A 19,730-nucleotide genomic window follows, 5' to 3' on the forward strand; every position below is an offset into this window, starting at 1 on the left:
ACTATATAGCAAATTCTAATGCAATAAATAAATATATTTACATTTATAATTATTGTGTAGAAAAAAATTATGTTATAAAATAAGTTTATGTATAATTATAGAAATTTTACTGTTTTTACATACGAAAGTTGTTGAATTATATATCATTATGTATTAGTATATACTATGTTAATGATAAATGTAAATGTAAGGAATGGGGATTAAATGGTTAATAATATTATAAATTGTTGCGTTGTTGATTACTCGTTTAGAAAATATAATGTAACAAATTTATACAACATTAATAAAATCTACTCAAAATTTAAAAGTTGTATGGAGAAGATTTTAGATGAAGGTAAAAGGATAAAATTCATATGTGGTATGAATGAAGGGTTTGAATTACTTATTGCAAATACAATTCTTGAATTAAAATATAAATATAAAAACTTATTATTTGAATGTGCCCTTCCTAATGAACTTCAAGCAGTTGGTTGGAGTGAATGTAATAGGGAAACTTATTATAATATTTTAGGGAAATGTGATATAGAAAACTTTATCAGTAAACAGCAACGTAAAGATAATATAAAAAGACGTAATCGTTATATGATATCATCTTCAAAATATATTTTTGTTTTAACAGATAATGAGAATTTTTTACTAAATAGTACATACATACAACATAATAAAAACATAATTGTCTTACCTACAAATTAAAAGCCGCTAATTTCTAGCGGCTTTTATTTGTGATAACTTTCATTTGCATTTATTTTAAATGCTCTGTATATTTGTTCAATTAGCAACACCTTGAACAATTGATGCGGAAATGTCATTTTAGAGAAGGATAATTTAAAGTTTGCCCTATCAATTACTTCTTTTGAAAGCCCATTGCTTCCTCCAATTATAAAAGTTATTTCAGATACCCCATTTACTGATAAATCCATAATTTTTTCGGCAAGTTCAACTGAAGCAATCTGCTTTCCTTCAATGCACATAGCCACAACGTATGTATTATCCTTTATTTTTTTGAGTATTTTTAGTCCTTCTTTCATTTTAACCTGTTCAATTTCTTTATTTGAAAAATTATCATCTGCCCTTTCATCCTGTATAACTTCTTCTACGAATGTGCAAAATCTAGACAATCTTTTTCTATATTCTCCTATTGCATCTGCAAAGAATTTTTCCTTGATTTTTCCCACAGATATAATTGTAATTTTCATGAATACTCCTTTTTTGAAAATATATATTTAAATGTATCATATATTATTTTACATAAATTTATTAATAGTTACAATAAAATTATTCTATCTTATAGTTTATTATGTTATAATTAGTTAATATACTAATAAGGATGATATTATGTTTGAAACTAAAAATTTAGTTATTGGTGCTTTATTAATGCTTCGCAAATTCACCATTTTTGATATAAAATTTTATGCAGATATTGATAATGATGACTATACCATAGGTATGTATTTCTTACCTATTATAGGTTTATTATTAGGTTTAGCATCTATTTTATTATCTATATTTAAAGTTCTTTATAACGATATGTTTGTTAGTTGCTTATTGTTATTATATTTTTGTACTATAACAAAATGCAACACATTAAATAGTACAATTAAATCCATCGATTTTTTTACAAAATCAAGTCAAGCTAATAACTACTCCACGTTAATAAGTATTAGTCTAATTTGTTTAATATATTTTACTATGTTTTATCTTTTGCCTATAAGAGTTATAGCTCTTATGCCTATGGTTGGATTTTCAACACTTTTAATATTAAGTAACTTTGTAAAAAGAAATAAAGATAATACTAGCGTTTTAAAGTATTGTAAAAATTCTCATACACTATTTGCATTTTTATTCTCATTCATAATTACCATATTGCTAAATTATAAGCTTACTATTGCATTATCTATTACATATTGTATCAGTATTTTTATTGTAAACATTGTAGACTCAAAAATAAAAATATTGCCCTCGTCTATAGAGGGCTTAATAATTGAATCTTCACAGATTATTTTTTTACTAACTACTTATTTATTATTTCTATACTAATTATTGCTACTTTTATTCTTTCTTTCGTCTAGAGCATTTTTTATATTCTGTAACTGTTCTTGAAATTTAACTGATTTCATTTTAGGGAATGCCCTAATTAACCTTCTTTGAAAGAATTTATTGGATTTAACAGTCTGATTAAATTCTTTTAATGGTCTTTCTATTTTTGCATATAGCTCTTTTCCCATTTCTAATTTCTCTAAATTATTTTTTAACATATCAACTCTATCGGATATTTTTTGTTCCATAAACAACTGTTTTTCATCAAATTTATCTTTTATTTCAAATGTTATTTCACGTAAACGATGCATTTTTTCATTCAAATCTATAACTGCTTGTACTGTTATAGTTAAATCAACTGAAAATATCATTATTATAATTATAGCAAAAGCTTGTATCCATGAATAAGGTATAGTATCAATTAAATTAACAACATAGTCGTCTAAAAATACTACAACAAAAACCGACAACACACCAAACATAATTGAGTTTATAAGACAAACTCTACCATTAATATTAAATTTTTTGTCTGAATAATCCCACCAAGAAGAATGAAATATTTTTTCCATTAAAAAACTAGTTATATACTCAAGTGTAGAAGTAAAAAGCATTCCTAATACAAATACTAAAAATACATTAAATTTGTACGGAGATAGTACTGTTACTACAATTAATGCTCCAAATCCATAAATTGGACATAAAGGTCCACTTAAAAAACCTCTATTTATAAATTTTCTAGCTAATGTAGAACAATAAGCAACCTCGCAACACCATCCAATAACACTATATATAATAAAATATATAAAATCCATATAAAAATTTGAAAACAATTTATTTCCTCTTTTCGTATTAATATAGTACATTAGCTAATTTCTAACAAATTACAATTTACAAATTGCATGTGTCACTATCAAGTCTTTTATAAAACATTATAAATGTAAACCGATAGTATTATTCCTATTACAAGCTGAGTTTACATTGCAATATTTAAGCTAGTTATCTTTTATTCCGTCTTTATTTTATAGACAAATTCATCTGATTTGCCTAAAATTTTCCAATCATCACTTTCTTGATTTATTGTAACTATATCTCCGTCTTCAAGTTCAATATCTTGCAATATAATGATATTTTTATCCTTATATTTTGCCTCTTTCTTTTTATTGTTAACATATACTTCACTCCAATAAGTAAAATTATGTCCTAAAACATATATATCATCTTCTATTTGACTAATATCTGAGATATAAATTTTATTAATACCCATTTGAAGGTTTGTTGGTTCATATGGATTTGCACCACCATATATAATCTTATCACCATATAACATATCATGTTCTAACATTTGTAATTTATCTAAATAATTATAATTATCTGAATTAACATTATGAAACCTTGTTAAAACACCATTATCAAAATTTAATTTACTCATGACATTTGATGTAAGCTGATAAGCATTTATATCTTTATCTTCCTGTTTCAACCCAATATTATCCCAAATTACGTATTCTGTTTGAAATATGCTGTTATTATCTAATTGTTCTTGTTTTATATCAAAGGCTGGTAAATGGTCACCAAACATAACCAATACTACTGGCTCATCAAAATTTTCCAAGGTTGAAATTAAACTTCCTATAAAATCATCCATTTCATTAATTTGATTAACAAAATATTCAAAACCTACTTTTACATCTTCATCAACACCTTCAACAGTTATACTTTGATTTTCATCAATAACTTCTGATGGATATCTTCCATGTCCTTGAACAGATATTGTATAAACTAAATCTCTTTGCTCTGTACTTTTTAATGATTTTATTATTTGGTTCGTTAAAATACAGTCTTTACACCATCCCAAAGGATTATATTCAACATTATTCATATACTCAATTGGAGTAAAAACATCAAAACCTAACTGTTTATACACTTCATTTCTACCATAAAACCCACCTTTGTGGTTATGTATTGCTTGAGTTTTATATCCTAGCTCTTTCAAGTTATAGTTTATAGTTTCACAAGTAGAAGATTTTAATATAGTTGTATAAGGGTATTCTCCTGGTCCAAAGAATTGCAAACTCATTCCAGTTATAATTTCAAATTCTGTATTTGCAGTACCAGCACCCACTGTTGGCACAGTTAAGAACCCAGAAGAATATGTGCCTTTTAGGTGACTAAACACAGGGACTGGGTCACTTGAGAATGTTACATCTTTCAAATGTTTAACATCAAAAAATGACTCTAATTGTAAAAAAAGAATGTTTGGATGCTCAGTATTTGCTTTGTATTCTGTATCTTCTTCTAATACTTTATTATTTGAATCCTTTTCTGATAACTTATTTTTATTAGCCTCTTCTTCGTCAATCTCAGATAAAATTACTTTCATAGCTTCTTTTGAATAGTCTTCTGGTTCGTCTATTCCCCTATCCACTAGTGTACATGTAAAACAATAAGCAAAACCATAATCCGAATAAGCATCAGCAATGTTTTTAAATGAATTTGGTACAATATTCATATTTTTATAAAACACAGATGATACAAGCGTAAATACTGTAATTATTAAACATGAAGGAATTAATTTATTGTATGCAGGTCTCCTTCTTGGTAGTTTTATAAATGCATAAACTATAAGAATAATTGTTGCAACTATTGACACTCCAATTAATATCATTTCAAAAATATTTAAATATACTGGCATAATATCGAGAGCTGATTTAACTATTTTGAAATCAATAGCTCCTAACGGAGTTGTCCTAAAACCTAAAACCACACAATTTGTTATACCTAATCCTAACCAAATTATTGTAACTAAAAGCATCGTGAAATATTTTCTTTTAAATAGACAAGTAATGTAATATGTGAACAAAACTATTGTCATATTGAATAAAAATAACATCGGATTAAAAATTAGATACTGTAATCCTAAAAAAATTGAGCGTCTACTAAGTATTTCAACAACTAAATAAACAGCAAAAGATAGCATAACGCTTTGAGCAAGGTGTCTATCCTTTATCCAATTAATAAATTTTTTCATAATCCCTCCTGAAAATCAAGAAGAACACTGGATATAATCTGTATTACATATTACTCCAGTATCCTTTTATTAAAACTTGTATATTTTATTATTAAACTATTTTACTACAATATTGTAAATCTTTCCTGGAACATAAATTTCTTTTACAATGGTTTTTTCTACCAATAATTTTTTGATGTTTTCATCTTGATTTACTTTTTCCTTTGCAGCCTGCAAATCAGAATCCTTAGAAACCAATATTTTTCCTCTAAGTTTACCGTTAATTTGTACCGGTATTTCAATTTCATCTTCTACTGTTTTTTCATCATCCCATTCTGGCCACTCAGTTTGATTTAGCATATTTTCAAAGCCTTGCATCTCCCATATTTCTTCAGTTATATGTGGAGCTATAGGATTAAGCAATATAATAAATGTTTTTAATTCTTCTTTTGTTATATATCCACTATCATAAAATTCGTTGATTGCACTCATCATTGCTGCAATGGCTGTATTATATTTCATATTTTCATAGTCTAGAGAAACTTTTTTAATTGTTCTATGCATCAATGAAATATGTTTTTTAGAATATCCCTTTTCATCTGTTACAATTTCTTGCAATCTCCAAACTCTATCCAAAAATCTTTTGCAACCCTTAACACTTGAATCTACCCATATAGCAGATTTTTCATAATCACCAATAAACATTACATAAGTTCTAAGCGTATCTGCACCATATTCATCAATAATTACATTTGGATTTATAACATTTCCTCTTGACTTAGACATTTTTTCTCCATCTGGTCCAAGAATCATTCCCTGTGCAGTTCTTTTTTTGTATGGTTCTTTAAATGGAACTGTTCCTATATCATATAAAAATCTATGCCAAAATCTTGAATAAATAAGGTGTCTTGTAACGTGTTCCATTCCTCCGTTATACCAATCTACCTGGCCCCAATAATTTAAATTATCTTTCGAAGCAATAGCCTCTTTATTGTGTGGATCCATATATCTTAAAAAATACCATGATGAGCCTGCCCATTGTGGCATTGTATCTGTTTCACGTTTTGCAGGTCCCCCACATTTAGGACAAGTAGTGTTCACCCACTCTTCAATATTTGCAAGTGGTGACTCTCCTGTATCTGTTGGTTTATAGTTTTCTACATTTGGAAGCCTTACTGGTAAATCTTTTTCAGGAACACCAACAATACCACATTTATCACAATGAATAATTGGGAATGGTTCTCCCCAATATCTTTGACGATTGAATGCCCAATCTTTCATTTTATAGTTTGTTTTAGATTTGCCAATACTATTTTCATCTATAAAACTTACGATTTTTTTCTTTGCTTCTTTTACCCTTAATCCATTAAGCATTCCAGAGTTAACAAGTATACCATCTGTTGTATCAGTAAAAGCTTCTTTTGTTATATCCCCACCTTCAATAACTTCAATTTTAGGGATGTTAAATTTTTCTGCAAACTCCCAGTCTCTTGTATCATGTCCTGGTACAGCCATAATCGCGCCTGTTCCATATCCCATCATTACATAGTCAGCTACCCAAATAGGTATTATTTCATTAGACACCGGATTTATAGCGTTTATTCCTTGTACTTGTACTCCTGTTTTATCCTTAGCAAGTTGAACTCTTTCAAATTCTGATTTCTTCTTTGCTGCATCTTGATAATTGTAAATTTCTTCAATATTAGTTATTAAGTGTTTGTATTTCTTAAGCATTGGATGTTCTGGTGCTATAACCATAAATGTAACTCCGTACAAAGTATCTGGTCTAGTAGTAAATACTGTTAGTTTTTCATCTACATTTTTAAGTTTAAAGTCAACCTCTGCACCATAAGAACGACCAATCCAATTTTTTTGCTCCATCTTAATTCTTTCAGGAAAATCTATGTTTTCATCATCAAGTCCTTCAAGTAATTTGTCTGCATACTCCCTAATTTTCAAGAACCAAACATCTTTTTGCATTTGAACTACTTCACTTCCGCATCTATCACATATTCCATTTTGTGATTCTTCGTTAGCAAGTACAACCTTACATTTATTGCAGAAATTTACATATGTTTTGTCCTTGAATGCTAAACCATTTTCAAACATTTTCAAGAATATCCATTGAGTCCATTTGTAATACTCAGGATCAGTTGTATCAATTGTTCTATCCCAATCAAATGAATAACCAACAGCTTTCATTTGCCCAGTAAATGTTTTTATATTTTTATCTGTAACTATTCTAGGATGCTGACCTGTTTGTATAGCGTAATTTTCTGTAGGAAGTCCAAATGCATCCCAACCTATTGGAAATAACACATTATATCCTTCTAATCTTCTTTTCCTAGACATAACTTCTAGTGATGTATATGCTCTAATGTGTCCAACATGAAGTCCAGCACCTGATGGATATGGAAATTCTACAAGTCCATAAAATTTTTTCTTATCAGAATTATCTTTAGACTTAAATGTTTGATTTTCTTCCCATATTTGTTGCCATTTTTTCTCTATATGCTCTGGGTTATAAGTTTTCATAATCATTCTCCTAATTTAAATTATTATAAATTTACAATTATTATTGTATATTAAAAAAGCCCATGTCAAACGACATGGGACGAATTACCGCGGTACCACCCAAATTAGATAGGAAACCTATCTCACTTATTGTTAATAACGGCTTCTACCGGTCAAAGCTACTTAGTTTCACTCTAACAGTTCCTTAGACGAGTTCAAATATATAATCTACTGTTTCACACCAAACAACAGCTCTCTGAAAGATTTTTTATTCTACTACTTCTATATCATAACTTTTAGTTTTAAATTATTTTTAATTATATACCACATAAAAATATTATGCAATACTTTTTTGTAAGTAGTTAAATAATTCATTTAATATAGTTGTGACATTTTGTATATAATACTATTGCCATTATAAAATAAATTTTTAATATCATGAAAAGCATCACATAGCATGGATTGCATTACAAACTAAACAAGGAAATCTTAAGGGAGGTGAATTATTAATGAAAAAATACGTTTGCGACACATGTGGATATAAATATGATGAAGAATTAGGTGAACCTAAAAGTAATATCGATACCAAAATATTATGGGAAGAATTACCATATGATTATACTTGTCCTATTTGTGGATCAGGAAAAAATACTTTTAGTTTAGAAAAATAATAAATATATTTTTTCTATGTACTCCTTATGATTTTATAAAATCATAAGGAGTGTTTATATTGTACTTCAAACTACTATCTTAAAATTAGATATTATATATTACCCAACTATATTTGATGTTTTTTTATAAAATTATTTAATATGAATACTCATATCCTGATGACCTGACAATTGTAATTTGAGATATAAAATTTAGCCTGTACCTACTTTTACCTGCATTTATAGTTACAATTACTATTGGTTTTGCTATTGTTTTATTGTAATACAATAGTTCATCTGTATATAAAAAAGGATAATTAAACATAAAGCTATCAGTTTTTATTCCATTGGTGTATACATTGCAAATTAAATCATCATCAAAAAAATATACTGTGTAATTTATTTTATCTTCCCAGTAACTTTTAAGTGTTGGTAATAATGAACTATCCGTTTTTAAATAAACTTGAATAACTCTCTCAATAGCAATTATTCCTTCTTTTTCATCAAATATTTTATATCCACTTGTAAAGTCATTGGCATTTTCTACACTTATATTATCAAAAAATAATGAAGCTGATGCTGAAGCTTCATCAGCGCAATATTTTAAATTTTGCGACTCTAATCTACAATTATAATTATCTGTTTGAAAAACTATCAAAAATAATAGCAAAATGCATAATGCTAATCCAACAATAAATGGTTTCATTTATTTTTCACTAACCTTTCAGAAGTAGTAATATTTTCTATGACCAAATACCTTTTTTCTTTTTCTAATCCATAGAATGCGTGTGCAGCAATAATATTATCAAACGGTATAGAAATTCTTAAATATATCTCTTCCCCTTCTTGGTATTTATTTTGTCTATACTTTGGTGAAGTTGTAGTTTTATTGTCTATAATTATTTTATCCTCATTTTCTATACTCATTGTTTTTGCAATATTTGATTTCAATTCATCTATTATGACGTCCGTATAATACCCTTCTTGCTTAGCTTTTTCTTTTGCATTATTTACATAAAACATAACAGCATTCTTTTTTTCATAATTAACCATTTCTAATGGTATCTGCAAAAATAATGCAATTAGTAAAATAAGAACTGCGCTTAAAACTATAAATTGTTTCATACCTAAAATTGAGAAAGGCTAAAGCCTTTCTCTCTCCTTGTTAATAATCTTCTTGATAATAATTAAGTTGGATTTGCATCAAATTTTTTTGTACGCTTTTGTAGCTAGTATCATCATCTCCCAAAAGCATTTCAAAGATAAAGCAACCTAATATTATACATCCTAATATAATTATTATTTTTTTCATAGTCTTACAACCTTATTACGGAGCAACTATTTTAATTAATTCAATTTGTTTATCACAGTCATCTATTATGTCTTTCGCTGAGCCTTTTAAGCCACTATCGTCTAAAATCAATTCATTTACTATTATAACCCCTAATATTATAGTCCCCAAAATTATAATTATTTTTTTCATAATTCTTATACAAGTATTTAATACTTGTCCTCCCTTTATTTAATTTTATTTTATTTTAATAATTTATGATAAACTACTTATTGCAATGGAACCAAATTCATAACTAATGTTAATATAATTTTTAAAAAATTCATTAAAATTAAAAAACATAAAGCTGTTGGTATTATGTATAAAATGTTAGAGTAAAACTCTTCTTTCTTATTTTTATTTGTAAGTGTCTCACTCCTAACTCTTTCTTCTAATACCTTAAGCTGTTTTACTACTTCTGATGGACTAATGTTATCTAGCTCAATTAGAACATAGGCCAAATCTCTGCCAAGAGTCGTGTCTATTTCTTCAATGAAGACTAGTTTAGCTTCATTTACATTGTTTTGGTCAATATAAGACACCATTTTTATAAACCCATTTTTAGTATATTTAGAAAATCTAATTATTCTTGTTAAAATATAAGACAAAGTAGTAGGTTCATCTTTCTGTGATATTGCTATATTTTGTATTTGTATAATGATACTTGCTAATTCAGTATCCTGTTTATTTTTTACTTCTAAATCTATTTGCTTTAGAATATGCCCAAATGGCGTCCAATGTTTTCCAATCTTCAATCGTGGTGTTGATAGCACATAAAGTAATATACCTATGATTAATAAGTTAAAATTAGTTTTATTTAGTATTAATTTAATAATTAGATATATAAAAAATATAAAAAATATTAAATATCTTGATTTTTGGTAAGATTTATACCACTTATTAAATGACATTTTCAACCCAGCATCATGCAATTCATGATTTATATCTTTATCATATAGCTTTTTTTGTAAACCTAAATTTATTTTTGCAATTAAAAATCTTCCGGATTTTACATATATATTCTGAAAAAAAATTAGCTTAATACCCTCGTACATCAATATAGTAAAAATCAAAATTGCAAATATAGAATATAGATACTTATATATCATATTTTTTCTCCTAAAAATCAAATTTTCTGCTCTTGTATAGATATTCTGCTATATAACATCCTATAAATAATATTAAAATAATAATGAAGAATTTAAGTCCTTGACCAGTAAATTGGCAATACAATATGTCTTGAATATTAAAACCCATCATCTTAACACTAATAACAAGCAAAGAAATATACAATACAGGTGCAAGATATTTGCCCATGGCAAATCCTTCATTATTTAATCTATTAGATATACTTTGAGTTTGATTTATAGTTCCAATCTGCTCAATCAATCCTCCTAAACTTAATGAAATATCTAAATTATTAAGTAATGAAAATAATATTGAATCTGAAAGCATTTTAATCCAATTCGTATTTACTGCAAAAACAAATTCGTCTAAGCAGTCATACAATTCTTTATCAGTACGATAATCTTTCAATTTCATGGAAAGTCTAATAAGATACCTCCTACATATTATACTTTTATCCAAATTTTTTATAGATGCATCTATGGCCTCAATTATATTATTATTGTAAATTTTATATTGATTGAATATTTCTGAAGTTATGATTAATGCTTCCTTGCTACTATTCTTTTGCAGTTCATAAAGTTTGATTCTTAATGAAAAAAAAGGTATAAGTGAAATAATGCATGTAGGAATTATAGAATTTAAAATTGAAGCTAAAATATTTTTCAACATGAAATTATATTTAAATATAACTAAAAATACTACAATAAAAATAAATATTGTTGAAAACATAAAAGTATATACCTTAGATTCTAATTCTTTTTCACTGTCAGTCTCATAAATAGATATAAATAACTTTTGTAGATATAAAAAGATCCACGATTTTTTTCTTTTTTTATATAGAAACCTTATATTTTTATTAAAACAATTAACAATGGAATTCTCAAAAATAAAATATATTCCAAGTAAGATTAAAAAGTATATAATTACATTTATTAAGTTTATTAATATAATCATATTGTCTCCTATCTGCTATAAAATGGCTTAACAGGCCTAGCATCAGTCTCATTCATTGGCTTGCTTTTTACTAATTTTTTTAATTCTTCGCACATTATTAAAAACGCATCATAATTTTGTTCTTTTCCAATGTTCTCCATATTATCTGTTACACAAAAATTATATGTCCAATCATCCATTAATATATTGTACTTACAAAGTGTATAAATGTATATTTCATATGTAAACGGATTAAAATCAAATATATAAATACCTTCTAATCTCTTTTGTGATCTGTTTTTAGGGTGATTAATGAAATGAAAATTTAATGTATATGCCTTTGCTACACTAATTGCTTCAAATTGCATATTTCCTCCAAATGTTCTTGTAATTTCTTTTGCAAATTCATATGGAAAATCGAATGGTTCGTTTACATGAGCAGTAAGTTTGCACCTTCTTGTACCAACATTAGCACTTTTCAATGCTATATCAAATGCATATGCATCTCTAGCTTCAGCCATAATGACATAATCAGCATCTGAACGCATAATTGAAGCTCTTATCTTCGATAGCTTTTCCTCTGTATCAACTACTAGAGGTATAATTGGAGCATTTGGCATTATATCTTTTAATGGAATCTCCGGTCTTGTTTCTACTATTAGTCCATCTGAGGTTGGATCTTCATAACTAAGCCATGTAGCTAAATGAGTTGTTTTTCCCGTTCTAACTGCACCCGTAAATGCCATATTATAGCCTATCTCAGCTATTGCTTTAAATAAATTTAAGCAATTCTTTGGATATGTTCCTAGCTCAACTTGTTTTTCGAAGGTATAATCCTTTACAGGGAATTTTCTAAATATAATTGTATCCATTCCTTTTCTAGTTACATCTTCTCCGAATATTTTTATTCTTTCGCCTGTAACCATTTCTATGTCAGGAACATCATTGTCTAATCTTACTCTAAAATCATTAGATAACAACGCCCTTCTCAATTGTTTTCTTCTATCATAGCTTATTGTTTGAGGCATCAGCTTTGTTTTGCCATCAATCATAAAATAAATTTTTTCTCCTATTATTTTAGCCGAAGATGAATTTTTTAGTTTTTCTGTTGTATTTTGATACCACTGCGCAATTCCTGCTAAGCCCCACAATTCCTGAAAAATTGCATCTGATAAATTTGAGTACCATTTTGGGAAGCTATAGCTTAGCAAATTATTTTCTTTTAGATACTCCTCTATTTTATCTTTATAATATGAAACTTCTTCTGTGTATCCTATTATAGCTTTTTTCTGTCTCTCCAAATCATCAACACCTATCTCTAAGTTGTTAAAATAATTTTTCACATCTTCACACAAATTATAAAATTTTTCGCTATCTGTTCTTATTGTTATAATTTTTTTTGTTTCTTTTAATTGTTTTTCTTCGTTTATTTTTTCATCTAATAATTCACCTATATAATATGGCCCTGATTTTTTACTCAATTTATCACCTTGCTTTTTTTAATTCTAAACATTCTTTTTTTTACTTTCTCAACATAAGGCAATTTGACTTTGCTTTCTATGTATTTAATTAATGACAATATCTCAGCTTTATATTTAGAGTCGAAACAAAATGTTGTTGAATCTTTTTCAATAACGGCTTGCTCATAAAATTCTACAAAAGGAATTGTACACAATATAGGCAACTTATATTTTTCAATAATCTCATTTTTTTTGTACAGTGTATTGCTTTTTAAATACTTATTAAGAACTATAAATTTAAAATTATCTATTTTTAAATTGGTCAATATCTGTTCTTTGCCCTTAGAATATAACTCGTACGATTTAGGTAATTGGTCAGTTACAAGTATTTTATTGTCTGAATTTATAAGTGCTGAATATGTCATTCTTAACTGTAAATTCATAGTATTACCCGCATCTATGAGCACAATATCAAAGATATTATTGCAAAATTGAATTAACTCATTTATTTCATTCTGATGATAGTATACATTGTCCTTAATATTAGTTTCACCCATTAACAAAAATAAATTTTCTCTTAATGTATAACAATTATCTTTAAAGTTTTTTTGTGTTAACAAATTGTTTTTTAGTATAAATTTAACATCTGCTAATGATTTATTGCCGTTTTCTTTTTTTACCCAATCAAAACCATCTTGCCCATCAAGAAATAGCAATAGAATATTTTTATTTTTATGTCTTTTGGATAGCTCTATAGCTGTATTTTGACAGATACTTGTTGCACCAACCTTGCTATCAGCTCCAAAAAATGAGAACACATTGTTTTCATTGCTTATATTATACATATTATCAATAATTAGTTTTATAATTTGCTCAACTGTCCTTTTGGGAGGTATTACTATAATATTTTTTACTTTAAGCATTGCCAAATCTATATTTTTAAACTCATCATCACAGTTAGACAAATAAAAGCATTTAATATTATCGTTTTTTATTGATAATACAGTATTTATATTTATTATTTGATTGCTTATAACCAATGCGTCACAATCAGAATTAATTATATCTTTTTCAGATATTTTTTTTACTTGAATTGTAGCTATATCATTCATTTTTTCAATCAATGTTAAGTCATAGCTAAGTATATTTAGCTTGTACATACTACTCCCCCTATTGATACATCAATGCAAACTCGTATCCTGCATTTATATATTTTTCTAATTCTCTAAAATTACTTTCTGTAATAATTATCTCTATTTCACTTACAACAGATGAACCAACAAGTCGTTCTGTATCTAAACTTTGGACTTCACGATTAGCATTGTCTTTTACATAGGCAACTACTGTTTTAAATACATACAATTTATCATCTTTAGAGTTTTTTATTATACTATTTTTATTTTCATCTACCTTTACAGCGTAAATATATATTTCATCTTTTCTTCTAATTGTCTCTGGGAATGAATGCAGCCAGTCACCTGGTATTTTCATTATTTTTTCTTCATCATTTAATACAAGTGCTGGTATATCAAAAAAATTAGAAACTAATTGCATATTTGCAGGAATAAAGTGTTTTGCTTCCAATCCAACTATATCACTTGCATTAATCACAGGCTTGGAAACTATATTTTCAATTTCTGTTTTTTGTATACTAAGCATATCTAGTGTTATTTGCGTACCTTTTAATACATCATCTTTTAAAACAACTACCTCTTGATATAAAAACTGTTTTCGACCTACGAATTCCCAAAATACAAAAAAAGCAATTGCAACTATAAGTATAACTATTCCTATCGCTTTTTTATGTCTACTATATAATTTACTCATTTTGATAATCTCCTAATTTTTTTCTTTTTTCTGTTATGTGATTTTAGCATTTTTAAAGATATAATATTTTCAATTATACTTGAAAATGGTCCGTTTAGTTCTGATTTTACAGAAGTATAATTATATGGTATTGTACCTTCATAAACAGCCTTATAAATATCCTTAGAATTAATATATGGGATATAACAGGTTGGAGTAATATCTAAAAAACCTAATAATTCTTTCTTATTAACACCTTTACTAAATTTATTTATAACGTATAATATCTTTGTCTTACTCGTTTTTTCGAGTTCTTTTATTTTTTCAAAATTAGTTATTGAATTCAATAAATTCGGTACCATTGGGTCAATAATTACAATTATCATACTAAACTGTTCTAAAATATCAGTTATACTGCTATTAAATAATTTATCTCCTAAATCGATAACATTTATAGATGATTCTTTTGGCAAATACAATAATCTCATCATTTCTTTGCTGTCCCAGTTTTCTATTCTATCTAATGTAGCATCTTGAATAATCCAAAAAATATTTTTATTTGTTTGATGTACATAATATTTTGGTGTAATTCTTTCTTCATTATTAATCATGTGTGGTAGTGAACAAAAATCGACATATCCATTTATACACAAAGTATTTAAGCCAAGATAATTATAGATATATGGTTTAAGAAGTGGATATTCAATTACTGAAACCTTTACTCTTTCTGATAATGCACAAGCAAGATTCATTGTAATAAACGTAGAGCCAGCTCCATTTGAAAGACTTACTACTCCAATATTTCTACAGTTGACAGGTATTAATTTTATTGTTTCATTGCTTTTTTTATCAAATATTGAATTTTTCTTATTGCTAGGTGGAAAAATATTATTTTTTATTTTTTCATATTGACAATAAAATTTAGGTATACATAATAGCTTGTTTATTTTATCATTTGAGAGTTCTGTTAATACAATCTTGATATCATAATCATTTAAATTCTTAGTTAAAATGCCTATTTCTTCAATCATAAGTTCTTCATCGTTATCATAATCAATAATAATATTATTAATTTCTTTTATTAAATTCTTATATATATTTTCACCTAATACATTTTGTAAATTATAATATCTTAATGCATCGTTTTCATTTCTTCCGTTTACTAAGAACTTAACAAAATCACTAATTGTATAATTTGACAAGTCATTTCCAAAAAAGCAATTATATAATTTTTTATTGTAAAGTTCTTTTGCATAACTATTTCTCTTATCTTCATCAAAAATACAGATTGTATTTAACTCTGTATATTTTTTGTATTTCTCTAAATATTCTATTGTTATTGGCTCTAATTCGTTGAAATATTCCTGAAAAATTATTGATTTATAATCACTAAGATTATTAATTTGAAGTAATTCTTTTTGATTTTTTATGTGGTCAATATGAAATGTATAGCCGCTATTGCAACTGTAATTTTTAAGAGTATTAATTACTTTTGCTACATCCGTAGAAAAGCAAAACAAGAATTTGTATATACTAATCACTTCCCCCGTATTAATAAAGAATTATAAAATATATTACCCCTAATATATTTTAGCATCTTTTTTTAATTACTATTATTATACATATGTTTACAATTTTTGGCAAGCTTTTTATAATTAAAAAAGTAGAGAATTGTAAAATTCACTACTTTTTTGTGCATAATTTCCTTATTTTTCATAAACAATAATTCCATCTTTTACTGTCATAATACAGCAAATATCTTTTATCTTTTCCTTTTCTATACTAAATATATCATCTGATAGAACAGCAAAATCTGCTACCTTATCAATCTCAATACTGCCCTTTATATTTTCTTCATATGAAGCATATGCACAGTTTATTGTATATGCTTTAACCGATTCATCAACTGTCAAGCTTTGCTCTAAATTAAAACCATTTTGGGGATTACCTTCTAATGATTTCCTTGTAACTGCACAATATATATTTTCGTATGGATTAGGTGTTTCTACAGGGCAATCTGTTCCAAATGTTATACTTACTCCACCATCGTTTAGTGTCTTCCAATTATAAGAATATTCTGCTCTTTCTCTTCCTACTGTCTTTTCAACAATTTTATAATCTGACGAAATAAATATAGGTTGAATATATGCTAATATATTATTTTGTATCATTTTATCTAATGCTTGCTTTGATGATATTTGACAATGAACTACACCGTGCCTTACATCAGAATGCTCAGGATGCTTTGTTTTGGCCTTTATGAAGCTTTCTATAGCCATATCTATAATCTTGTCACCTATTGCATGTATTACCACTGGTACGTCGTTTATATGGCATATTTCAACTATACTATCTAATTCTTGTTGTGTAAATAAAGCTATTCCTGTTTCTTCAGAATTTTCATACACCTCGTTCATAGCAGCTGTTTTGCCACCCAATGAACCATCTCCCAATAATTTTATAGCATTTATATTGAAGTTTGAAGTACCCTTATATCTATGAAATCCAAAATCAAAATATCTTTTTGCCTCTTCATAGCTTGTTATTCTACTTTGAACGTTAATTCTAACATTTAATTTCTTCTCTTTTTCAAGTTCTTTATAAACATCTAGCATCTCAAGTCCGCCATTGTCTTTTGCTAAATCATCTGTATGAACGCTTGTTATACCATAAGAATTTAATTTATTGATAGCCTTAATGACTAATTCCTTTTTATCTTGCCTAGAATATTCAGGTATTACTCCGTCTATAAGCTTTGCTGCATTTTCAAATAGTACTCCCGTAGTATCATTGTTTACAACTTCTACAATTCCTCCATCTATAACAGAACTTGGTGAAATGTGTGCAGCTAACAATGCCTTTGAGTTACAACTTGTAACATGTAGGCAAGCTCTTCTCAATACAATTGGAATATCAGTAGAAATTTTATCTAAATCGTATTTTGTAAGCATTCTTCTTTCAGAAAAATTTTCGTGGTTCCATCCATTTCCTATAAGCCATTGATTTTTACTTATTTTGTTATCTATCATAAATTTTTTGCAAGTGTTTACGATTTCTTCTATTGATCTACAATTTGATAAATTAACTTGATTTAGGCTTTTACCATAAGCTAAAAGATGCAAATGGCTATCTATAAAGCCTGGAACAACCGTTTTTTTATTTAAGTCTATAACCTCATCAGCAATATCCACATATTTTTCTATTTGTTCATTTGATCCAACATATTTAATTTTATTATTCTCAATAAGCATAGCCTGATATATATCATTATTTTTATTGAATGTATGTATTTTACCATTATAAAAAACTAATTTAGCCATTTTTTTCTCCATTATAATAATATTTGTTTAAATCCATCTTTTGTTAATGTTACAACATTTTTAATTTTCATTATTTTCACTAATTCATACATTTGTTTAAAACTACATGTTAAATTTTCAAAAGAATGTGCATCAGAATTTATTGTTATAGGAATTTCTCTATTATTTATTTCTTCTAATATCCAACTAGATGGATATTGCTCTTTTAAAAAACCTCTTGCAATTGCGCCCGTATTAATTTCAACAACTGATTTAGTAGTTTGAATTTTATCCAAGCAGCTGCAAACCGCCTCTTTATACCATACATCTTTTTCATTGAATATCATATTATTTCTATTAGTTTTCTTAACTAAGTCTAAATGTCCTACGACAGTTGGTTCATATTTTCGTACCATTTCACCTAAATAAAAATAATAATCATCAATTGCTTTTTTTGCATTACCATTGTATGAAAAATTTATACCATCCATGAATTTTTCATAGCTTGCATCTACTGTCCAAGGTGTCATATCTCCAAATCTACCAAGATAATGTATTGAACCAATCCAGTAATCTAATCTGTTTATTAATTCATTTGATACATGATTATATTCTAAATCTACAAAATAGTCCATTTCCATGCCTAAAAGGACCTCGATTTTTCCTTTGTATTTTATTTTTAGCATGTTTACTTCATTTATATAATCATCAATTTGGTCATCTGCCACAGCCCACTTAGCCTTAAACGGTAATGGTCCATGCGTAGAAATTCCTATTGTTTTCAAACCTAAGTTTATTGCCTCTAATACCATTTCCTCTGCACTATTTATTCCATCACAATAATTTGTATGAGTATGAATATTTGAATAATACATAGTTCCTCCATTAACATATATTTCATTTTAACTACTTTAGATTATAATATACAAGTAAAAAATTGTAAAGTATTCACTATTAGGATTTATTTACGTATATTGTAATAACAACATTTTGGAGGTGAATATGAATTATTTATTTAATTCGGATGATATATATGGTAGAGATTCTGATGTAGCTATTTTTGATTATAGTGCACAAACTTCAAATAGTATAATTACTAACAATAAATCCGAATGTGTTGACAAGATTTTTAAGCAAAGTAGTGGCACTAATTGCTTAAATTATAGTAGATGTCTTCAATACTTTAATACATTACCTTACGAACATTGCAATAATAATGTGCCAGATAAATACTTACTTATTGAAGAAGATAAATATTAATAATAAAAAACCGTCTTATAAGACGGTTTTCTTTTATCACTACACAAATAATCGTAATTATTCTTGTACTGGTGCTTCTACTGGACATACGCTTGCGCATGCTCCACATTCTATACAAGCAGCTGGATCAATTTGATATCTATCATCACCGGCACTAATTGCTCCTACTGGACACTCAGCTTCACAAGCTCCACAGCTAATGCATGCATCAGTTATTTTATAAGCCATTTAAATTCACCTCCCAAATTAACTAAATCTATTCTACCATTAATACTTGATTTTTAAAAGACTTTTTTTTATTTTATC

21 protein-coding genes and 1 other annotated feature are annotated in these 19,730 nt (G+C 27.0%); of the genes, 4 read left to right on the plus strand and 17 right to left on the minus strand.

The annotated features are described in order from the left end of the window. Positions 1–204 precede the first annotated feature (204 nt). Positions 205–693: an SLOG family protein gene (locus JYG23_RS09400; RefSeq protein WP_207235422.1), complete on the plus strand. Its 489-nt coding sequence runs from the start codon at positions 205–207 to the stop codon at positions 691–693. A gap of 23 nt (positions 694–716) precedes the next feature. Here the strand turns inward: JYG23_RS09400 and rlmH are convergent, their stop codons facing one another. Beyond that, on the minus strand, positions 717–1,196 hold the full coding sequence (gene rlmH, locus JYG23_RS09405; RefSeq protein WP_207235423.1) for a 23S rRNA (pseudouridine(1915)-N(3))-methyltransferase RlmH: 480 nt from the start codon (positions 1,194–1,196) through the stop codon (positions 717–719). 139 nt (positions 1,197–1,335) lie between these two features. Between rlmH and JYG23_RS09410 the strand changes: the two genes are divergently transcribed. Further along, positions 1,336–2,037 (plus strand): hypothetical protein, encoded by a 702-nt coding sequence (locus JYG23_RS09410; RefSeq protein ID WP_207235424.1) that lies wholly within the window; start codon positions 1,336–1,338, stop codon positions 2,035–2,037. Here the strand turns inward: JYG23_RS09410 and JYG23_RS09415 are convergent. The 3 genes from JYG23_RS09415 to leuS form a co-directional block, all read right to left on the minus strand. Continuing rightward, positions 2,034–2,849 carry a hypothetical protein gene (locus JYG23_RS09415; RefSeq protein ID WP_207235425.1) on the minus strand — a complete coding sequence of 272 codons (816 nt, stop codon included), beginning with the start codon at positions 2,847–2,849 and terminating at the stop codon, positions 2,034–2,036. The genes JYG23_RS09410 and JYG23_RS09415 overlap by 4 nt on opposite strands. A 191-nt stretch (positions 2,850–3,040) precedes the next feature. After that, positions 3,041–5,065: an LTA synthase family protein gene (locus JYG23_RS09420; protein WP_207235426.1), complete on the minus strand. Its 2,025-nt coding sequence runs from the start codon at positions 5,063–5,065 to the stop codon at positions 3,041–3,043. Between the two features lie 96 nt (positions 5,066–5,161). Continuing rightward, positions 5,162–7,579: a leucine--tRNA ligase gene (leuS, locus tag JYG23_RS09425; RefSeq protein ID WP_207235427.1), complete on the minus strand. Its 2,418-nt coding sequence runs from the start codon at positions 7,577–7,579 to the stop codon at positions 5,162–5,164. Between the two features lie 72 nt (positions 7,580–7,651). Then, positions 7,652–7,858: a binding site (T-box leader), on the minus strand. Positions 7,859–8,067: 209 nt separating this feature from the next. Here leuS and JYG23_RS09430 point away from each other — a divergent pair. Next, complete coding sequence (locus JYG23_RS09430; protein ID WP_207235428.1) at positions 8,068–8,229, plus strand: rubredoxin; 162 nt, start codon at positions 8,068–8,070, stop codon at positions 8,227–8,229. 136 nt (positions 8,230–8,365) lie between these two features. Here JYG23_RS09430 and JYG23_RS09435 read toward each other — a convergent pair whose 3' ends face one another. The 12 genes from JYG23_RS09435 to JYG23_RS09490 form a co-directional block, all read right to left on the minus strand. After that, complete coding sequence (locus JYG23_RS09435; RefSeq protein WP_207235429.1) at positions 8,366–8,914, minus strand: hypothetical protein; 549 nt, start codon at positions 8,912–8,914, stop codon at positions 8,366–8,368. Beyond that, on the minus strand, positions 8,911–9,333 hold the full coding sequence (locus tag JYG23_RS09440) for a hypothetical protein (protein WP_207235430.1): 423 nt from the start codon (positions 9,331–9,333) through the stop codon (positions 8,911–8,913). The genes JYG23_RS09435 and JYG23_RS09440 overlap by 4 nt, the downstream gene beginning before the upstream one ends. 40 nt (positions 9,334–9,373) lie before the next feature. Then, complete coding sequence (locus JYG23_RS09445; protein ID WP_207235431.1) at positions 9,374–9,520, minus strand: hypothetical protein; 147 nt, start codon at positions 9,518–9,520, stop codon at positions 9,374–9,376. Positions 9,521–9,535: 15 nt separating this feature from the next. Then, on the minus strand, positions 9,536–9,691 hold the full coding sequence (locus tag JYG23_RS09450; RefSeq protein ID WP_207235432.1) for a hypothetical protein: 156 nt from the start codon (positions 9,689–9,691) through the stop codon (positions 9,536–9,538). A 77-nt stretch (positions 9,692–9,768) separates the two neighbouring features. After that, a complete protein-coding gene (locus JYG23_RS09455) occupies positions 9,769–10,647 on the minus strand; it encodes a hypothetical protein (RefSeq protein WP_207235433.1) in 879 nt (292 codons plus the stop codon). A 10-nt stretch (positions 10,648–10,657) separates the two neighbouring features. Continuing rightward, on the minus strand, positions 10,658–11,620 hold the full coding sequence (locus JYG23_RS09460; protein WP_207235434.1) for a hypothetical protein: 963 nt from the start codon (positions 11,618–11,620) through the stop codon (positions 10,658–10,660). Positions 11,621–11,628: 8 nt separating this feature from the next. Next, positions 11,629–13,080: an ATPase, T2SS/T4P/T4SS family gene (locus JYG23_RS09465; RefSeq protein WP_207235435.1), complete on the minus strand. Its 1,452-nt coding sequence runs from the start codon at positions 13,078–13,080 to the stop codon at positions 11,629–11,631. Then, positions 13,077–14,219: a hypothetical protein gene (locus JYG23_RS09470; RefSeq protein WP_207235436.1), complete on the minus strand. Its 1,143-nt coding sequence runs from the start codon at positions 14,217–14,219 to the stop codon at positions 13,077–13,079. Before JYG23_RS09470 ends, JYG23_RS09465 begins: the two co-directional genes overlap by 4 nt. 10 nt (positions 14,220–14,229) lie before the next feature. After that, positions 14,230–14,886 carry a hypothetical protein gene (locus tag JYG23_RS09475; RefSeq protein ID WP_207235437.1) on the minus strand — a complete coding sequence of 219 codons (657 nt, stop codon included), beginning with the start codon at positions 14,884–14,886 and terminating at the stop codon, positions 14,230–14,232. Further along, entirely contained in the window at positions 14,883–16,406 is a 1,524-nt protein-coding gene (locus tag JYG23_RS09480) for a hypothetical protein (RefSeq protein WP_207235438.1), read from the minus strand. Before JYG23_RS09480 ends, JYG23_RS09475 begins: the two co-directional genes overlap by 4 nt. A 165-nt stretch (positions 16,407–16,571) precedes the next feature. Further along, entirely contained in the window at positions 16,572–18,185 is a 1,614-nt protein-coding gene (locus JYG23_RS09485) for an amidohydrolase (protein WP_207235439.1), read from the minus strand. A gap of 11 nt (positions 18,186–18,196) precedes the next feature. Next, positions 18,197–19,039 carry a histidinol-phosphatase gene (locus JYG23_RS09490; RefSeq protein WP_207235440.1) on the minus strand — a complete coding sequence of 281 codons (843 nt, stop codon included), beginning with the start codon at positions 19,037–19,039 and terminating at the stop codon, positions 18,197–18,199. Positions 19,040–19,166: 127 nt separating this feature from the next. On the opposite strand from JYG23_RS09490, the gene JYG23_RS09495 reads away from it, so the two are divergent. Further along, entirely contained in the window at positions 19,167–19,424 is a 258-nt protein-coding gene (locus JYG23_RS09495; protein WP_207235441.1) for a hypothetical protein, read from the plus strand. Positions 19,425–19,481: 57 nt separating this feature from the next. Here JYG23_RS09495 and JYG23_RS09500 read toward each other — a convergent pair whose 3' ends face one another. Continuing rightward, complete coding sequence (locus JYG23_RS09500) at positions 19,482–19,652, minus strand: 4Fe-4S binding protein (protein ID WP_207235442.1); 171 nt, start codon at positions 19,650–19,652, stop codon at positions 19,482–19,484. Between the last annotated feature and the right edge of the window lie 78 nt (positions 19,653–19,730).

Source organism: Sedimentibacter sp. zth1 (assembly GCF_017352195.1).
Taxonomy (GTDB): Bacteria; Bacillota; Clostridia; order Tissierellales; family Sedimentibacteraceae; genus UBA1535.